The 17,663-nt window shown below is 38.9% G+C and carries 15 protein-coding genes; 1 reads left to right on the top strand and 14 read right to left on the bottom strand.

The features are described 5' to 3' along the window. Nucleotides 1-2 precede the first annotated feature (2 nt). The 9 genes from FHR29_RS24975 to FHR29_RS24935 form a co-directional block, all read right to left on the bottom strand. A complete protein-coding gene (locus FHR29_RS24975) occupies nucleotides 3-1,076 on the bottom strand; it encodes a lipopolysaccharide biosynthesis protein (protein ID WP_183918025.1) in 1,074 nt (357 codons plus the stop codon). 3 nt (nucleotides 1,077-1,079) lie between these two features. Beyond that, nucleotides 1,080-3,608, bottom strand: a complete 2,529-nt coding sequence (locus tag FHR29_RS24970; RefSeq protein WP_183918023.1) for an SLBB domain-containing protein — start codon at nucleotides 3,606-3,608, stop codon at nucleotides 1,080-1,082. A gap of 33 nt (nucleotides 3,609-3,641) precedes the next feature. Beyond that, nucleotides 3,642-4,502, bottom strand: coding sequence for a glucose-1-phosphate thymidylyltransferase RfbA (gene rfbA, locus FHR29_RS24965; protein WP_183918020.1), 861 nt, complete (start codon nucleotides 4,500-4,502; stop codon nucleotides 3,642-3,644). Nucleotides 4,503-4,670: 168 nt separating this feature from the next. Further along, nucleotides 4,671-5,576 carry a dTDP-4-dehydrorhamnose reductase gene (rfbD, locus tag FHR29_RS24960; RefSeq protein WP_260292982.1) on the bottom strand — a complete coding sequence of 302 codons (906 nt, stop codon included), beginning with the start codon at nucleotides 5,574-5,576 and terminating at the stop codon, nucleotides 4,671-4,673. Then, the gene (gene rfbC / locus FHR29_RS24955) at nucleotides 5,524-6,084 is read right to left on the bottom strand and encodes a dTDP-4-dehydrorhamnose 3,5-epimerase (RefSeq protein ID WP_183918018.1); all 561 of its coding nucleotides are present in this window, start codon (nucleotides 6,082-6,084) and stop codon (nucleotides 5,524-5,526) included. The genes rfbD and rfbC overlap by 53 nt, the downstream gene beginning before the upstream one ends. 145 nt (nucleotides 6,085-6,229) lie before the next feature. After that, entirely contained in the window at nucleotides 6,230-6,580 is a 351-nt protein-coding gene (locus FHR29_RS24950; protein WP_183918016.1) for a four helix bundle protein, read from the bottom strand. Nucleotides 6,581-6,757: 177 nt separating this feature from the next. Beyond that, entirely contained in the window at nucleotides 6,758-7,810 is a 1,053-nt protein-coding gene (gene rfbB / locus FHR29_RS24945; RefSeq protein ID WP_183918014.1) for a dTDP-glucose 4,6-dehydratase, read from the bottom strand. 151 nt (nucleotides 7,811-7,961) lie between these two features. Then, nucleotides 7,962-8,441: a hypothetical protein gene (locus tag FHR29_RS24940; protein ID WP_183918012.1), complete on the bottom strand. Its 480-nt coding sequence runs from the start codon at nucleotides 8,439-8,441 to the stop codon at nucleotides 7,962-7,964. Between the two features lie 421 nt (nucleotides 8,442-8,862). Continuing rightward, on the bottom strand, nucleotides 8,863-10,245 hold the full coding sequence (locus FHR29_RS24935) for a nucleotide sugar dehydrogenase (RefSeq protein WP_183918010.1): 1,383 nt from the start codon (nucleotides 10,243-10,245) through the stop codon (nucleotides 8,863-8,865). A gap of 194 nt (nucleotides 10,246-10,439) precedes the next feature. On the opposite strand from FHR29_RS24935, the gene FHR29_RS24930 reads away from it, so the two are divergent. Continuing rightward, complete coding sequence (locus FHR29_RS24930; protein WP_183918008.1) at nucleotides 10,440-11,375, top strand: UDP-glucuronic acid decarboxylase family protein; 936 nt, start codon at nucleotides 10,440-10,442, stop codon at nucleotides 11,373-11,375. A 58-nt stretch (nucleotides 11,376-11,433) separates the two neighbouring features. Here FHR29_RS24930 and FHR29_RS24925 read toward each other — a convergent pair whose 3' ends face one another. The 5 genes from FHR29_RS24925 to FHR29_RS24905 form a co-directional block, all read right to left on the bottom strand. Beyond that, entirely contained in the window at nucleotides 11,434-12,564 is a 1,131-nt protein-coding gene (locus FHR29_RS24925) for a hybrid sensor histidine kinase/response regulator (protein ID WP_183918006.1), read from the bottom strand. Between the two features lie 121 nt (nucleotides 12,565-12,685). Next, nucleotides 12,686-13,711, bottom strand: a complete 1,026-nt coding sequence (locus FHR29_RS24920; RefSeq protein ID WP_183918004.1) for an endonuclease/exonuclease/phosphatase family protein — start codon at nucleotides 13,709-13,711, stop codon at nucleotides 12,686-12,688. Nucleotides 13,712-13,756: 45 nt separating this feature from the next. Beyond that, nucleotides 13,757-15,577: a PAS domain-containing sensor histidine kinase gene (locus tag FHR29_RS24915; protein ID WP_183918002.1), complete on the bottom strand. Its 1,821-nt coding sequence runs from the start codon at nucleotides 15,575-15,577 to the stop codon at nucleotides 13,757-13,759. 12 nt (nucleotides 15,578-15,589) lie between these two features. Beyond that, a complete protein-coding gene (locus FHR29_RS24910; RefSeq protein WP_183918000.1) occupies nucleotides 15,590-16,768 on the bottom strand; it encodes a glycosyltransferase family 2 protein in 1,179 nt (392 codons plus the stop codon). Nucleotides 16,769-16,801: 33 nt separating this feature from the next. Further along, complete coding sequence (locus FHR29_RS24905) at nucleotides 16,802-17,662, bottom strand: glycosyltransferase family A protein (protein WP_183917998.1); 861 nt, start codon at nucleotides 17,660-17,662, stop codon at nucleotides 16,802-16,804. Between the last annotated feature and the right edge of the window lies 1 nt (nucleotide 17,663).

The raw sequence follows: 17,663 nt of genomic DNA, 5'->3' as shown, positions 1-17,663 counted from the left end.
ATCTATCTTAAAATCTGGAAATACAGTTTTCTGACGCATAAAAAAGCTATTGTTAAAAATGCTAAAAGTACACATCCAATAATAATTCCCTTGATTTTGGCAAATTTTGAAACGGGTAAAGGATAGATAGGTTCATCAATTTTCTCAATTAGCGGTGCCTCTTTCATCAATTTCATTTTCGAAATTTCCAGATTTTGTACCAATTGGCTTAAAATGGCTTTATTGGTTTCTGTCGTAAATTGTGACCGTTGCATCGGTACTGTTCGCTGTGCTTGTCGAGTTGGATTTAAGTTGGGCGTGACATCAATAGCTACAGCACCTGCACTTATGCTTCCAAACATGACCGACTTCACAGAATCGGTTTTATGCTGTAAGATTGCTATGTTATCTAAAGACTTTTTTGTTTTTGTTTTAATATAAAAATCATTTACTGTATTGACAAGAACTTCGTTAAAGGACTTTGAAAAATCTTCATTTTTAGAATTGATTTCTACCTTTATAATCGAGGATTTTTTATCTACTTTGTCAACGACTAAATTATTTTTAACAATATTCTGAATTACTTGCGTTAAAAGACTGTCGCGCCGACGTAAAGTAGGACGATCTAATGTTTTGGGATCCAGTTTAAAATCAATCATACCCTCACTTTGTCCTTCCTTGTCTTTAATATCCAGCTTATTGAACCGAATATACTGATTGATCAGTAATTCTGTTGTGTCTAAAGGATTAAGGCTAAGAAATGCCTGTTTCAGCATTGTTCTGGATTTATATAAAGCAAAAAGATTGTCGCCCTGAAATAAATTATTAGTACCACCTGGTATATCTAACCCCGCTAAAGCAGCCAAACCTGCCATCTGACCCAAATTACTCCCCGATTCACCCGCCTCCAAAACAAAAGTTGTAGTTGCAGTAAAAATCGGTTCTTTTCTCTTGGCATAAAAATCCCCCAATAATCCCCCAACGATAAGAGAAATCATTAAAATGTACCATTTTGATAACAAATATTTTATCCAATCTTGTACAATTAATAAGAGCTCCTTAAAAGTAAGCTCTTTCGTCTGCTTCAATTCATTCATACCCTATCTTAAAAGACTGACAATAATCGCTGCTAAAGAAGCAATACCTGTACCTAAACCAACCCAAGCCTGTACATTCATTTTCTCACGTGGTGCGCGTTTAGGAACTACGATCTCTGCTCCTGGTTTTACTTCGGGATAACCACCTGACTTACCTTTTACCGAACCATTCGCATACTGAACAAAAACACGTTTCTTCAAAGCATTGTCAGTAAAACCTCCTGCTTGATTTACATAATACTTAAGGCTCTTCCCTTTTACATAAACCACATTATTTGGATTTAAAACTTCTCCCATAACTTTTACTGTTTCCAACTCTTTAGGAACCATGATAATATCACCATCAAGTACTAATAGATCACCACGCTGATATGGATTGGCAAGAATTTTATTTAACTCAATCCCAACTAGATCGCTTGGTTCGATATCCGGAGCTGAAACTCCTTGCTGTGAAACTTTTGCTAGCGCTTTATTCTTTACTTTTAAATCAGAGTTATATTGTTTTTCCTCTTTGTCTGAATCATCTGCAGTATCTACGTCCGTATTCCTATCTTCTTGAACACTATCCTTATTCATTTCTTTTTCAAGTCGTTCCTTCTTCTTTTTCTCTTCAGCTTTTAATTTGGACTCTCCAGTACGTTTCAGAGAAGCACCTTCTGTATAAGCATAAGAAGTCAATCCGCCAGCTCGTTTAATGATATCTGAAATACGCTCATCTTCTCTAGAAATGGTGTAAATTCCTGGAAATAACACCTCGCCTTCAATCTTAACCTGTCTTTGTGTTCGGAAACCTGCATCGCCTAAAACGGTAATCACATCATAGGGTTGCAATGCTATACTTAAATCCGATACAGTACCATCATTGATATCAACAAGAATTGTTTGTGATGAAGTGGGATCAGTGACATCGCGATTATTTAAACGTCTGGCAATTTCAATACGTGCATTTTTAGCAGATTCATTCAGACCGCCGGCCTTTTGGATCAGATCTCCTAATGTCGCATTGCTCGCGAAAGGAAAATCTCCCGGTAAACGAACTTCTCCCTGAACCGTGAATTTATATTCGTCCCGTAGGTCAAAAATTGAGGCAATCTCAATCTTGTCCTCTCTTTTTAATGGAATATCAGCTCCTGTTCCTGCTAATACTTCCCGAACATTGAAATTAATCAATTCTGCGGTATTATCAGCTCTTAATCTATTGATAATTCCTCTTTCCAAAAAAGCATCTTCACGTACACCATCCGCCTGCTCTAATAATTGCTTAAGAGTCATTCCTGGTTCCATTCCGTACAGACCCGGACGAAAGACTGCTCCTAAAATACTGACACGATTTGCAAAGCGTTCTAATATAGGCTCTACAATAAACTGATCTCCTGCTTTGGGGCTATAATCAGCAAATTGATCGGCGTAAATATCTTTTACACTACGTTCTTTGTCTGTCTTTTGCAATACCTTAACCTTTGCGGTATAAGCATTTTCACTAAAACCACCAGCATATTTGACTAAATCCAAAAGTGACTCCCCTGCTACGGTTTCAAAAATAGCTGGACGTTTAACTTCGCCTTCAAATTGCACGCGACTACCATAGACAGGAATATGAATGATATCCTGATCTTGGAGACGGATATTACCGCGTTGGATGCCATTAGCCAAGAAATCATATAAATCAATAGTCGTAACAACCTGATTGTTGCGGACTACCTGTATCTGACGGTAAGTTCCCTTTTCACTAGGACCACCTGATGCATATAGCGCATTGAATACAGTCGCTAAAGAAGGTAAAGTATATGTACCTGGTTTTGTCACAGCACCGGTTAGTGTAATCCGGATACTACGGATATTACCAATATTAACATCAACCTGTGTATTACCCGAACGGATAGCTGGGTAAGTACCGCTCAAACGTTGTTGTATCTTACTTTTTGCAGCCGAAACTGATAACCCAGAAACAGCCACTTTGCCAACATATTCGACCGTGATGGTACCATCAGGACTTACGTGAAGTTGGTAAGATGCTTCATTATCCCCAGTAATATCCAATAAGATCTCATCATCAGGTCCTATAATATACGAACTTGGTGTAGCCATCCGTAAATTGGGTTCGAAAGTGATCTCGCTGTTCTTAAATAAGTCGGAACCAAAAATTTTCAACTTATCTTCATCAATTTTTAAAGAATCTTGATCCTTCTTTTTATTTTTTAAAGAATCTACCTGTAAATTGCCATTGACCTGACGACCTGAAGATGAACTTGTATTGTTTTGTTTATCTTTCAGTTGCTTAGGCTGTTGTTTATTTCTCTTAATCTTTTGCAAACGATCTTTTAACTTTTGAGTTTCAACTGCAGATACGCCTTGCGCACGTGCAAATCCATCCAACTGTGATTCACCATAACCCATAAGTTCAGCTCGCTTAACATATTGCTCAATTTGAGCATCCGTTAAATCATCAACTTTTATATTTGCTGGATTGATCTGCGCATGTAAAGACCCAAAAAGACTCATCACACACAACAACAATATTACTCTTTTCATTCTAATTTGAAATTTTCACAAAAATAGGTAAATTTATTTAATTGAGAGGCACAGGTATTCGCCGTAACCCGATTTACGCAAAGGTTCCGCGATCTTTAATAACTGTTCCTTACTAATGTAACCCATGCGATAAGCTACTTCTTCAATCGCTCCGATCTTCATACCCTGTCTTTCCTCGATGACCTGAACAAACTGGGCGGCCTGCATAAGGGATTGAATTGTACCCGTATCCAACCAAGCTGTACCCCGATCAAAAACAGCCACATTCAACTTTTCACGCTCCAAATAGACTTTATTAATATCGGTAATCTCTAATTCTCCCCGTGGCGATGGTTTTATTTGTTTTGCAATAGCAACAACATCGTTATCGTAGAAATATAATCCCGGAATAGCATAATTAGATTTTGGGGATTTAGGTTTTTCTTCAATCGAAATCGCCTTTTTATCTTCATCAAATTCCACAACGCCATATCGTTGAGGATCTGTAACTTGATAAGCAAACACCATTCCTCCTTCAATATCGACACAGGACTGTAATAACTTGGACATCCCTGAGCCATAAAAAATATTATCGCCTAAGATCAACGCTACTTTATCATCACCTATAAATTCTTCGCCCAAGATGAAGGCCTGCGCCAAACCGTCTGGACTTGGTTGCTCAATATATTCAAATCGGCATCCAAGTTGCGATCCATCACCCAAAAGTCTTTGGAATTGTGGTAAATCCTGTGGTGTCGAAATAATTAAGATCTCATTGATTCCCGCCAACATTAAAGTGGATAAGGGATAATAAATCATCGGTTTATCATATACCGGCATCAACTGCTTGCTTACAGCCAATGTCATTGGATGTAAACGTGTTCCTGATCCGCCTGCTAGTATAATTCCTTTCATTTTTTTGTTTTTTTATATGGTGAGAAGGTGAGATGATAGTGAGAAGGTTAGAATATTGTTAAAAGGTTAAATGATGGTTAGTAGATTAGAAACTTTCTAACGTTCTAACTTCTTAACCCTCTAACTTCTTAACCCTCTAACTTCCTAACTCTCTAACTTCCTAACTTCCTAACTCTCTAACTGTTTCTTTAAACTATCTTTCCAAAATGGTACTTCCACTCCGAATGTTGCTTTGATTTTCGTTTTATCTAATAACGAATATTGAGGCCTTTTTGCCGGTGTAGGATATGTTGTTGTCGGTATCGCCTGTATCTCACAGTTCAAACCTTTAATATCCCTGATCGCTACAGCAAAATCATACCAGCTGATTTCGCCTTCGTTGCTATAGTGATAGACACCGCCTTTCCATTTGCCTGAATTCACAATATCCACAATTGCCTGTGCTAAATCTTGTGCTGAGGTCGGAGAACCGATCTGATCGTTAATAACAGAAATAGAATCACGCTCGGACAGTAGACGTAGCATGGTTTTTACAAAGTTTTTTCCAAAAGTGGAATATACCCATGATGTACGGATAATAACCGCCTCGGGACACCACTTCTGTATGGCTTGCTCACCTTTTAATTTTGTTGCACCATAAACATTAATTGGCCTGACTGGAGCATCTTCGGTCAAGGCAACACTGCTACTTCCATCAAAGACATAATCAGTTGATATAGCGATCAGCTTTGCGCCATGCAATCGACAATATAGCGCAATCTCCTCACTCGCCAAATGATTAACCTGATCAACAAGCTCGGCATCTGATTCGGCTTGATCGACGGCAGTATATGCTCCCGAATGAATAATCAAATCGGGCTGATACATACTCAGTATATCCTGAATAATCGAAATCTGATCCAAAGGAAGCTGTTTCCGATCCAAGAAAAAACATTCTTTAGACACATCTTTGTCCAGTAGCACTTTCAATTCTTGACCTAGCTGTCCGGATGCTCCCGTAATAACAATACGCTTTTTTTGACTAACCGATTCCATTTTTTTCTTTAAATGCTCTAAAGGATTGCGCTTCTTCATCTTTCACAGAAAGAATCATCTCTTCCCGAGGTATCTGCCAATCAATACCTAGTTCTTTATCTAACGGATGAACTCCGTCTTCTGCTACTTTGTGATAATGATTATCGCACTTGTAAAAGAAAACAGCATTTTCTGATAATACCGAAAACCCATGTAAAAATCCACGTGGAACATAAAATTGGAGTTTATTTTCAGCAGATAATTCCACTGATACAGATTCCCCATAAGTAGCTGAGCCTGGACGAACATCAACCACTACATCCAACACTCTACCCTCCAAAACACGTACTAATTTTGCTTGCCCATGATCGCCGGATTGCATATGCAATCCGCGAACAACACCATACTGCGATTGGGATTGGTTATCTTGAACAAATGCTGGTTTCGACCCTACAATCTGTTCAAACTTTTGATTATTAAAGGCTTCAAAAAAGTATCCTCTTTCGTCTTCAAAGACTGTCGGTTCTAAAATAAAACAGCCTTTTAATTTTGTTTCGGTAAAATTCATTTTTTTATATGGTTAGATGGTTAAGAAGTTAGTAGGCTAGATGATTGTGAGAAGGTTAGAAGGTTAGATGATAGTGAGCAGGTTAGAATTTTTCTAACTTACTAACTATTTAACCTATTAACTTTCTAACAGTCTAACTTTCTATTTATCTATCTAAACTCTTAATCAACTTCGCTAACATAGTTTTTATATAATATACTCTTTTAAATATTTCTTCGTCGCGTTTCCAAAAAGAAAGTCTTTCTGCTAGTTCAAGTTGTGTATCCAATTCACTTAAAGAACCCATCGCAATATATAGAAATCGCATAAATTCAGTTTTACCCCTACGTCCAGCTCCTTCAGCAATATTAGAAGGTACTGATACTGAAGATCGTTTTAATTGACTAGTCAGACCAAATAGCTCTTCTTTCGGAAATGTAGCTGTTATTTTATACACATCTTCCACAAGAATCATCGACTCCTGCCAGACCTTTAAGTCTTTGTGAGACTCTATCATAATTAACTTTTTAAAGTGAGAAGGTTAGATGATGGTGAGAAGGTTAGAGGGTTAGAAGGTTAGTAAGTGAGAATGGACTAACTAACTAACTAACTAACTAACTAACTAACTAACTAACTAACTAACTAACTAACTAACTAACTAACTAACTAACTAACTAACTAACTAACTAACTAACTAACCTTCATACTGTTTATCGTAATATTTTTGGTAATCTCCGGAAGTGACACTTTCTAACCACTCCTTGTTGTTCAAGAACCAATCGATTGTTTTGGAAAGACCTTCTTCAAACGTTACAGAAGGATACCAGCCGAGTTCCTTATTGATCTTGGAGGCGTCAATAGCATAACGTAGATCATGCCCCGGGCGGTCTTTAACGAAAGTAATCAGTTTTTCTGCTGTACCTGCTGGACGGCCTAATTTCTCATCTACCTGTTTGCATAACTCTTTGACCAAATCAATATTTTGCCATTCGTTGAATCCACCAACATTATACGATTCACCATTCTTACCTTCATGAAAAACAAGATCTATTGCTGTAGCATGATCGATCACAAATAACCAGTCACGGGTATATTTACCATCACCATAGATCGGTAATGGTTGATTGTTCAGTATATTATGAATACATAAAGGAATCAACTTCTCCGGAAAATGGTTGGGACCATAGTTATTGGAACAATTGGTCAATACGATAGGCAAACCATAAGTATCATGATAAGCGCGAACAAAATGATCGGAACTAGCCTTCGATGCGGAATAAGGTGAATGTGGATCGTAAGATGTTTCTTCTGTAAACAGACCTTCTGCTCCCAATGCCCCAAATACCTCATCGGTAGAAACATGATGAAAACGTTTACCTGTAAAATCATCTTTCCAGATCTCGCGTGCGGCATTCAATAAATTAACAGTACCGATCACATTGGTCATCACAAATGCGGTAGGATCTGCAATGGAACGATCAACATGAGATTCTGCGGCTAAATGAATGACACCGTCGGGTTTATATTGTTCGAAAACACGAAACATATCCAAGGCATCGGTAATATCGGCCTTTACAAAGGTATAATTCGGCTTTTCTTCGATATCCCGTAAATTTTCGAGATTACCGGCATAAGTCAAAGCATCTAAATTGACAATATGATAATCCGGATATTTAGTGACAAAATTTCGTACAACATGCGAACCTATAAAACCCGCTCCACCTGTAATTAGGATTGTTTTAGTCATAATATGAGCAAAATATTTCTTAACAGCTTAAAGCCCCTTAACGATAATTAAGGGATTAGCATCAAAAGTAATAAGATTTTATGAACAATCAACCACAGGCCCAAGCAAAACAAGCTAAAATGCGGTTTTCAGCTTATTTTTTGTCAAAAATCTATTTTTCCATCTGATCCTGGTATAGTCCGGATATCGGTATGGCAACGCGAAAAGGTTTCGTCTTTCCGCCTTCAAAATGCAATTTCCCAGAAATAACAGTAAGTATTCCGGTCAGATCTAGGTTGCTAATATCCTTATCCAATACTTTATAACGGATGGATACCTCAGGTTGCGTTAAACTATTGTATTGAAAAGGAAGTGATAAAGACTGATCAAGCTGTATATTGACATCAGGGTGTTTTAAATTGACACTTTTTAGCGTTGCATGCTTCAATTTTTGATCATTGCTGCTGGTATGGATCACAATCACGCCGCTCTTCACACTACGATCACCACTGTACTGTCCCGGCCGCTCCTGAAAAAGATAACTGACCGATAAAGCTCCGTGCTCCGCTAATCGTTGCTTGGTCTGATGTGTTGTCCAAAAGTAATAACTGCCAAATAAAAATAATACAATTAAAATAATTACAATAATCATTGTGGGTAAAGGTTAAGGGTTGTAAAATAAAAGAGCATTTATAGTGATGAGTAACGTAGTGACCAGTAACAGAGACATATTGACAATATTAACCTACTAACTGTCTAACCAGCTCACCTGATAAACAGTAACACTGTAATGCTCAAAATGGTTTTGCATATAGTAAACATGATTTGCATATAATAACGTAATCAAAAGCCACATCGTATGAATTTAAACAGATTAATTACATCAATTTTGGATACCCTTTTAAAATCACGTAAGCGACATTTCGAATAGCACAAATGTAGGCCTCAAACATGAACTGTACTTTCCTTTAAAATTAAGTTTCGATGAAACTAGCAAGACGAAAATGCTTATAAACAAAAAAAGACGCGATAAACGCGTCTTTAATACTGTGATATATTTGATACTGCAACGATTACTCGCCAATAGCATAATATTGAAAACCTAGTTCCTCCAACTCTTTTCTATTCAAAATCTTACGTCCATCAAATACAAAGGATGGTTTTTTCATTTTATCTTTTACTTTACTCCAATCATAATGCTTAAATTCATCCCACTCGGTCAATATCGCGACAGCATGTGCCTCCGCTAATGCTTCATAAGGATCGCTGACAACCGTCAGCAACCGACGGTTGTCCGATGGAGAACGTGTGCCCAAGTAATCCAGATCACGGTAGATCTGCTCAGCAGACACCTTAGGGTCGTAAACAACAATCTCCGCTTCTTCTTCTAATAAATGATCGGCCACATAAATGGCTGCAGATTCGCGGGTATCATTGGTATCTTTTTTAAAGGCCCAGCCTAAAAACACGATTTTCTTACCATTGACCGTATTGTACATGGTCTTAATGATATGCTGTGCAAACCGTTCTTTCTGATGATCATTTAACAAAATGACCTGCTCCCAATAATCGGCCACAGCAGTTAAGTTGTAGGAACGGGCGATATAAACGAGATTTAAAATATCCTTCTGAAAACATGAACCACCAAACCCGACAGATGCCTTCAGGAACTTAGATCCAATCCGGGAGTCATAACCAATGGCACGAGACACTTCATCGACATTGGCGCCTGTCACTTCACATAATTCGGAAATGGCATTGATTGAAGAGACACGCTGTGCTAAAAAGGCATTTGCCACTAATTTGGATAGTTCGGAAGACCACAGATTAGTGGTCAATATACGCTCCCGTGGTACCCAAGCTTCATAGATCTTTACCAAAGCTTCAATAGCCCCGGCATCTTCACCGCCGATCAGTACACGGTCCGGATGATGCAGATCGGGTATAGCAGTACCTTCTGCCAAAAATTCAGGATTGGAGAGAATATGAAAATTGACACCGTTTCCGGTATTATCCAATATACTCTTCAATGTTGCGGCCGTGCGGACGGGTAAAGTAGATTTTTCAACAACAATTTTATCGTCTTTTGCAACTCGTGCAATCTGACGGGCACATAATTCAATGTATTTTAAATCGGCAGCCTGCCCTTTTCCTTTACCATATGTTTTGGTGGGCGTATTGACCGAAATAAAGATCATATCTGCCTCTGCAATCGCTTTGTCAACATCAGTAGAGAAAAAAAGATTGCGCCCTCTGGCTTCACCAACAACCGCATCTAAGCCGGGTTCGTAGATCGGTAAATTGTTTAAATCTGGATCATTCCACGCATCGATACGAGATTGATTTAAATCAACAACTGTAATCGTGATATTTGGATTTTTCTGCGCAATAACCGACATCGTCGGCCCACCGACATAACCCGCCCCGACACAGGCTATTCTCTTAATTTCTCTCATTTATTTATATGTAATATAGCATACAACGACCTAAAAGTCTTAACCAACAAAATATAAGGACATTAAAGTAGCTATATGGATGTCGAAATTACTCATTTATTTACTAAATTTCAATACGGAGAGGAATAAATTTGTCAGACAACGGTGAGATCTATATCTTCGTAATGTTCAACTTTTTAGAAGAAAAGAGATCCATGAAAAAGAGAATATTGATAACAGGCGGAGCAGGTTTTATCGGCTCGCACTTATGCAGAAGATTGCTGGATGCCGGCAACGAGGTGATTTCTTTGGATAATTATTTTACAGGATCTAAAGAAAATATAGCTCCACTATTATCAAACCCATACTTTGAAGCGATCAGGCACGATGTGACTATGCCTTATTTTATCGAAGTGGACGAAATTTATAATCTAGCCTGCCCAGCCTCGCCGATACATTATCAATTTAATGCGATCAAAACGGTCAAGACTTCGGTGATGGGCGCGATCAATATGCTGGGATTGGCAAAACGGTTAAACATTAAAATCTTGCAGGCTTCTACAAGCGAAGTCTACGGTGACCCGATCATCCATCCGCAAACGGAATCATACTGGGGAAATGTCAACCCCATCGGTATCCGCTCCTGCTATGACGAAGGCAAAAGATGCGCAGAAACATTGTTTATGGACTATCACCGCATGAACGATGTTAAAATAAAGATCATTAGAATATTTAATACCTATGGCCCGAACATGCATCCGAATGATGGCAGGGTCGTATCGAACTTTATCATTCAGGCGCTAAACAATAAAGATATTACCCTCTATGGAGATGGTTCGCAGACCCGGAGCTTTCAGTATGTAGATGATCTTATCGATGGTATGATCAAAATGATGGAAAGCCCTGTTGAAACGATAGGTCCCATTAACATGGGAAATCCTAATGAGTTCAGCATACGTGAACTGGCAGAAAGGGTAATCGCGCTGACAGGCTCCAAATCTAAAATTATCTTTCAGCCTCTACCCTCTGACGATCCTAGACAAAGGAAACCGGATATTGATCTGGCAAAAGCAAAATTAAACTGGGAACCAAAAATCCAACTGGAAGAAGGACTTATAAAGACCATTGCTTATTTTAAAAATCTGTCTTAACTATAATTGCACGGTTCTTCTTACAGATAAACCGTGCATCTTTTATGTAAAAATTAGTTTAGACAGATAAATCGCCGGTACTGAGTTTGACTTTAAAACCAAAACGTGAACCGACATTTTCCTCCGATTCAAAAAAGAATTCACCCTGGTGTGCATGAATAAAATGAGAGACTACCCATAGTCCCATACCCGTACCTTTTTCTCCCATCGCGGTGACCGCATCATGTCTAAAAATCTGTTGCTGTAATTGCTCTTGAGCTGATGCACTCATACCGATACCGTTATCGATAACCTCTACAACGGCCCAATCCTCATCTTGATGTAAAGTCAGTCTAACAACAGAATCTTCGTGACTGAATTTAACCGCGTTGATCAACAGATTTCGGAGTATACTTTTCATAATATCCACGTCAAAAAAGATTTCCAGTCCCTGTTGCAGTTCCAGATCGAGATTGATATTTTTTAAATTTGCAGAAGGCTGAAGTGTTTCTACAACTCCCAATATCATATCTTTTAAGTCAATTTGCTGCGGTATAAAACTGAGTATGCCAAGACTTGATTTGGTCCACTTGAGTAAATTGTCCAGCACACTAAAAAGTTGCTCGGCAATATCATTTCCGGTGTTGACCATAGCTGAATAGCCATTATTTTCTTCCTCCGCTTTGACCGCTAATATATTAAAGATCATCTTAAGTGAAGAAATGGGACTGCGCAGATCATGTGCTAAAATGGCATACATACTATCGCGGTTTTTAATGGCAGCTTTAAGTTCTTCGGTCTGCTTGGCGATTGTTTCATTGGAAGCTAGTATCCTGATCTGATGCTTGACACGCTGTAGTAGCTCTTTCCTATTAAAGGGTTTTGGGATATAATCCACGCCGCCACTGTCAAAGCCCCGTACGATATCTTCGGGCGACCGTAAATTTGTAATAAAAATTACGGGAATATGCTTATACAGATCCATTGATTTTAACTGCTGGGTAAGTTCATAACCATTGGTCACACCCATCATCACATCCATAAGAATGAGGTCTATTCTTTCCTTTTGAAGTACTTCAAATGCTACAGAAGCACCGGGCGCAGGAAATACATTGAAAGACTCCCGTTCTAGAATCTCCCTCAATACGTAACGGTTTAGTTCTGAATCCTCAACAACAAGGATATTATAATGTGAAAAATCAATTTCCATAGACTATCTGCAAATACGAAAATACGAACATAAGTAATTTCGTTCTTAAATATAATTATTAATTACCAACGATATAATCCTTTAATAACATTATCTAACAAAAAAATGAACAGGAATGTTTTTATTTGATATTAAGATCCACTAAAACAGGCAAGTGGTCACTAAAATCAACATCCCCTGTACGATATTTTAATGCCTGAAAGTTGTCTCCATTAAAAAAAACAAAATCAATACGGAACAATTTCATAAAATAACGGTAGGTGTATCCGTACCCATTGCCAGCCTCGCGGAACGCATCTTGCAAATCTCCTTTTATCGTATTGTAACTATAAGAAAAAGGTGTATTGTTAAAATCTCCGCTCATGATCATCGGATAGGGCGATCGGTCCATGATATTTCTTAAGCTATCTACCTGACGTCCCCTGTATCTAAAATTCTGTGAAATCGTGCCTAATGCATCCATCCAATTGCCTTTACTTTCCTGCTGTGGGATCAATGCCCCCTTTACCTGATTCCAGTTTGTGGTCTGCAGGTGATAATTCCCAAGACGGATTTTTTGATTTTTCACAATAATATCTGCAAATAACGCACAATTAACACGTTCTTCGAAAGACACTGTTCTAACCGAGTCAAGCGGATACTTGCTTAAAATTGCAAGCTGAAGTTGTCCACTTTTCCCGCCGGTAGTGACGACATGTGGCATCGTGGTAAAAATACGTTGAAGAGTAGCAACGGAGTAATCTCCGGGAACTTCCTGCAGACAAACGGTATTGACACCGTTCTGTGCTAAATAATCGGCAATCTGTTCCATTGATGATAAATTGTAGATCATTTTAAATTCTTGAACATTGAACGTCGCAAATTTAATATCGACAGATGGTGCTTCTACCGGCGTATTGAACTGGATCTTCTGAGGAAAGTAATGAAAATTTGCCAAGATCGCTACAAGTGGACATATACTGTACCAACTTCGTTTATAAAGTGCAATGATTAGAAAAATAACGTTACAAAATAATAGAAAAGGTAAGCAGACACCTAACCATTGAAAAAAAACCAGCGTCTGCGGCGGCACGTACAGCGCTAAAAAGGATAGCGAAGTTAGAAGCATTAAGACTAGATAAGCCGTTTTAGCAAAAAGTTTATGCAAACGTATAGGTTTAGGTTCCGGGAAGCTGTGCATAGATCAATATGATTATAAACTTTGACTATTTAAGGGAAGCTTTATTCTAAAAGTCGACCCCTTACCTTCTTCAGACTCTACCCAGATCTGGCCGTCCATCTGTTCCACAATACTTTTACAGATCGATAAGCCTAGTCCGGTACCTTTATCTAACTCATTGATCTTGAAAAAACGGTTGAATATAGCTTCTTGCTTATCTTTTGCAATGCCAATTCCAGTATCTTTCACATAAAACTCAATATGATCTTGATGTAATAAATAGCCGACGTGAATCGTTCCACTGGAAGGTGTAAACTTCATGCTATTATTAATGAGATTGACCAGAACCTGCATGACCCGCCCGCGATCTAAGTAGGCAACAACTTCTTTTTGAGGTATATCAAAAAAAAGATCAGGTAAGTCGTCGGAAGGACCAAAGCTTAGGGAAAGCTCATTAAAAATTCCGGTGAGCGAAACAGGAGCTGATTCAAATCGTACTCTGCCGGCATCCATCTGCGACATTTCCAGCACATCTGAGACCAAGCGCAGCAACTGGCTACTATTGGCCATCAAAATCTGACCATATTCTTTTCGCAATTCGGGATCAGGAGTTTCAGCGATAATATTCCCAAAACCAATAATAGCGCTCAATGGTGTGCGAATTTCATGATTCATATTGGAAATAAAGGCTGATTTTAATTTTTCAGATTCCTCTGCTGTTTCTTTAGAACGGAGCAACTGTTCCTCATACCTGATCTGATCAGAAATATCGCGCTGGATGGTCCAGACAATATCGTCGCCATTTCCGTTCTTGATAATCAAGGAACTGCATTCGGAACCGATGATATCCATTTCAGGATAGGGAATATCGCACCGGTACTGTAAATAGCCTGAAGATTCTTTTATTTTTTGGAAAAACAATTGCCATTCTTCTTTACTGGTGAAATTTTTTAAGCGCTCATAAACCTTCATATGATCAATTGCCTCTTCTTCGGAGAGACAATTCTGTTGGCGGCAAGCTTTGTTTGCAAAAGCCAGCTGACCATCGGTATGACAGGCAAATATACTGTAAGGTGCATTGTTGACAACTGCTAAAACCATTTCCAGCTCATTGCGGTTCTTCATGAAATCACTCACATTCTGAGAAAAGCCTTCAATGATACAATTGTCATTCTCGCTATATTTGGCATATTTAGTGGTCCGAATATAAGTGATGGGCAGATCGGAAAGTACCATCCGGTATTCCATCGTACTGTATTCGGCTTTGTCGTTATTCACAAAATCGCGCATCTTCTTCCGGTCATCGGGATGAACGGATGCCAGCAGATCATTCATGGTTGTGATTTTCGGTTCCATCAGATTCACTCGCAAAAGATTGGAATAACCGGTGTGCAAAAATTCTTGTTGCCTGACATCAAAACGCCAATGACCGATCATAGCAACTTTACCAACCTCAAGCTGTGCTTTCAATGCTGATTTGAGACGGTGTTTCATATTGCTCCGTTGCGTGATATCACGATATTGACAGAGCAGATGCTCTTCATCAAATTTATGGATAATAAATTTGAAGTAGTAAGTCTGATCTTCTGTTGGTAAATCGTAATTCAGGTTGGAAGTTTCTCCCGTTTCACGGCATTTCGTAAATTCCAGCGCTAGAAGCTCCGAGGTGGAAGTCGGCAAAAGAGTAAGAAAATTAGTGCCGACCAACTGAATCCGCGAATTAATGATCGGATTGTCGGTCTTAACAATAGCATCGGCACATACATTGTCCTGATCGATCAGGAATAAGGTATCGCTGGTAAGATCTAAGATCTTTTCCAAATATTTTAATTGATGTAATGCTCTTGGCTCCATGCTGTCGCTAAATTATTTCCGCTGTGATTTCTCCCATCCGCCACGGTGTTGCTTACTCCATAAGTAGTAAATTCCGAATAGGACATTTATATTCATAAATATAAAATAGTAGGGAACATAAAAAAGTTTGGATACATACGGATTTTCTCGCTTCAGATATCCTAAACCTGCGCAAAGGTAAAAGATGACCTGAAGAACAAAAATGATATTAAACACATTTAAATATGAGCTGTATCCTATTCCAATAATAAAGGATAGCGGAAAAAGTGCAAAAAGTGCAAATGGTGTCACGGACCAGCGTAACACCCGATGAGAGATATACTGGAAGCTTAATTTACCATAAGTAAAGACATTCAGTAATGGTAAGAGTCTCTTGATCGATTGCCAACCTCCTGCTGCAATACGTTTTTTTCTTTTTGCCTCTTCCTCCATATTAAGTGATCCTGATTCTACGGCATACGCATTGGGTGTATAGGCAATGCGATAACCTCGTTTCGCAATCCCCATAGACAGCATAAAATCGTCCAACAGGGTATCTTCCGGCATAACGGTAAATAGTGAGCTACGAATAGCAAAAAGTTCACCCGCAGCACCTACGGTAGAATAATACTGATAATCAAGTTTCTTTAACAGTGATTCATATTTCCAGTAGGTGCCCTCTCCTTTAGAGGATATGGTATCATCATCTGTAAAAGCCACCCTTTTCTCTCCGGATACACAACCAATGCTGGGATCGCTAAATTGATGTGCAATGATTTTTAAAGCATCGGTATTGAGCAAACAGTTTGCGTCGGTAAAAACCACAATCGGTGTATGGACGGATTGCATTCCATGATTGATAGCGGCGGTTTTTCCTTTTCTGAGCGGAGAATCAACAACCTCTACATCCATGTATTCTCGCAATAACAATGCGCTATTGTCCGTACTTCCATCAATTACCCAGCGGATCTTTAATTTTTCTGCAGGGTAAAGCAAAGCGCGACAATTAGCCATCTTTGCAGCTATGATCGAGGCTTCATTGTAAGCGGTTATAAATAAGGTCAGTTCAGGTAATTCTGTTTCTTGATAGGTGTTATAACCTTTATCTCTTTGGTAAGGTTTGTATTTGGCTAAAGCAAAAATAAGCATTCCATAACCCACATAGGTATAGAGTACTAAAAAAATACAGCACCAAAAAACAACCTCAAGCATAAGACAGATGTATTTAAGACAAAAATATACTAATTATTTGTTATTATTTATAATATTGGTTTCATCGTCCAGGTATTTTTCTTTCTTTGAAAACAGACCACCTAACGAACGGAATGCTTTGCGTAGCCGAATGAAAAAGCTATTCATCAGAGATCCATCTGCCCCTAATGTATGTTGCCCGGTGACTGCTCGTGCCTTGCGGCTTCGGATAAAGGCAATCTTTCCAAATGATTTAAGTCCTAGCGCCATCGAGCCATCCTCCCCGCGTTTAATATCGGTACGAAAGCCGACATTTCGTCCCTGCTCCGTACGAAATGAGAAAACCATACCCCGTACACACAGCTCCGGTCGTTTGATCGCCTGTAAGTTGAGATACACATCTCTTAATGCTTCATAGCAGGTTAAAAAAAACTGCGATTGGCCGGGCTTGGGTAAAAAACTCCATAAACTGAAAGTAGCGCTTATACCTTTTTTGCATAACGCCTTTAAATGTGTTTCTGCATAATAAGGCGGATATAGGGTGTCGCCGTCCACACAGAGCAGATACTGCCCCTTGGCATGATCCAGTCCGCACTGTCGCGCAAAGCCAGGCCCTTGCTTGGATTCATTATAATAATGAGCTCCCACCCGCTTTAGAATTTCTTCGGTCCGATCTGTTGAGTTATTATTGACGACAATAATCTCGATCGGCTGACTGCAAAGCTGATCGGTCAGCGACCACAGACATCCCAGCAGATGCTGCTCTTCGTTGTAAGCAATAACAACAATACTCAACAAAGGTTGTTGATGCGAAAACTTTTGCAGCTGCCATCTAACCTTCTCAAAAATATTTTCTTTGATTTGACCTACTTCTATATTAAAGGCCCCTAAATAGGGCTTATACCATTTCCCCATG

Source organism: Sphingobacterium sp. JUb56 (genome assembly GCF_014191365.1).
Taxonomy (GTDB): Bacteria; Bacteroidota; Bacteroidia; order Sphingobacteriales; family Sphingobacteriaceae; genus Sphingobacterium; species Sphingobacterium anhuiense.
This window is presented reverse-complemented; position numbering and strand designations above follow the sequence as displayed.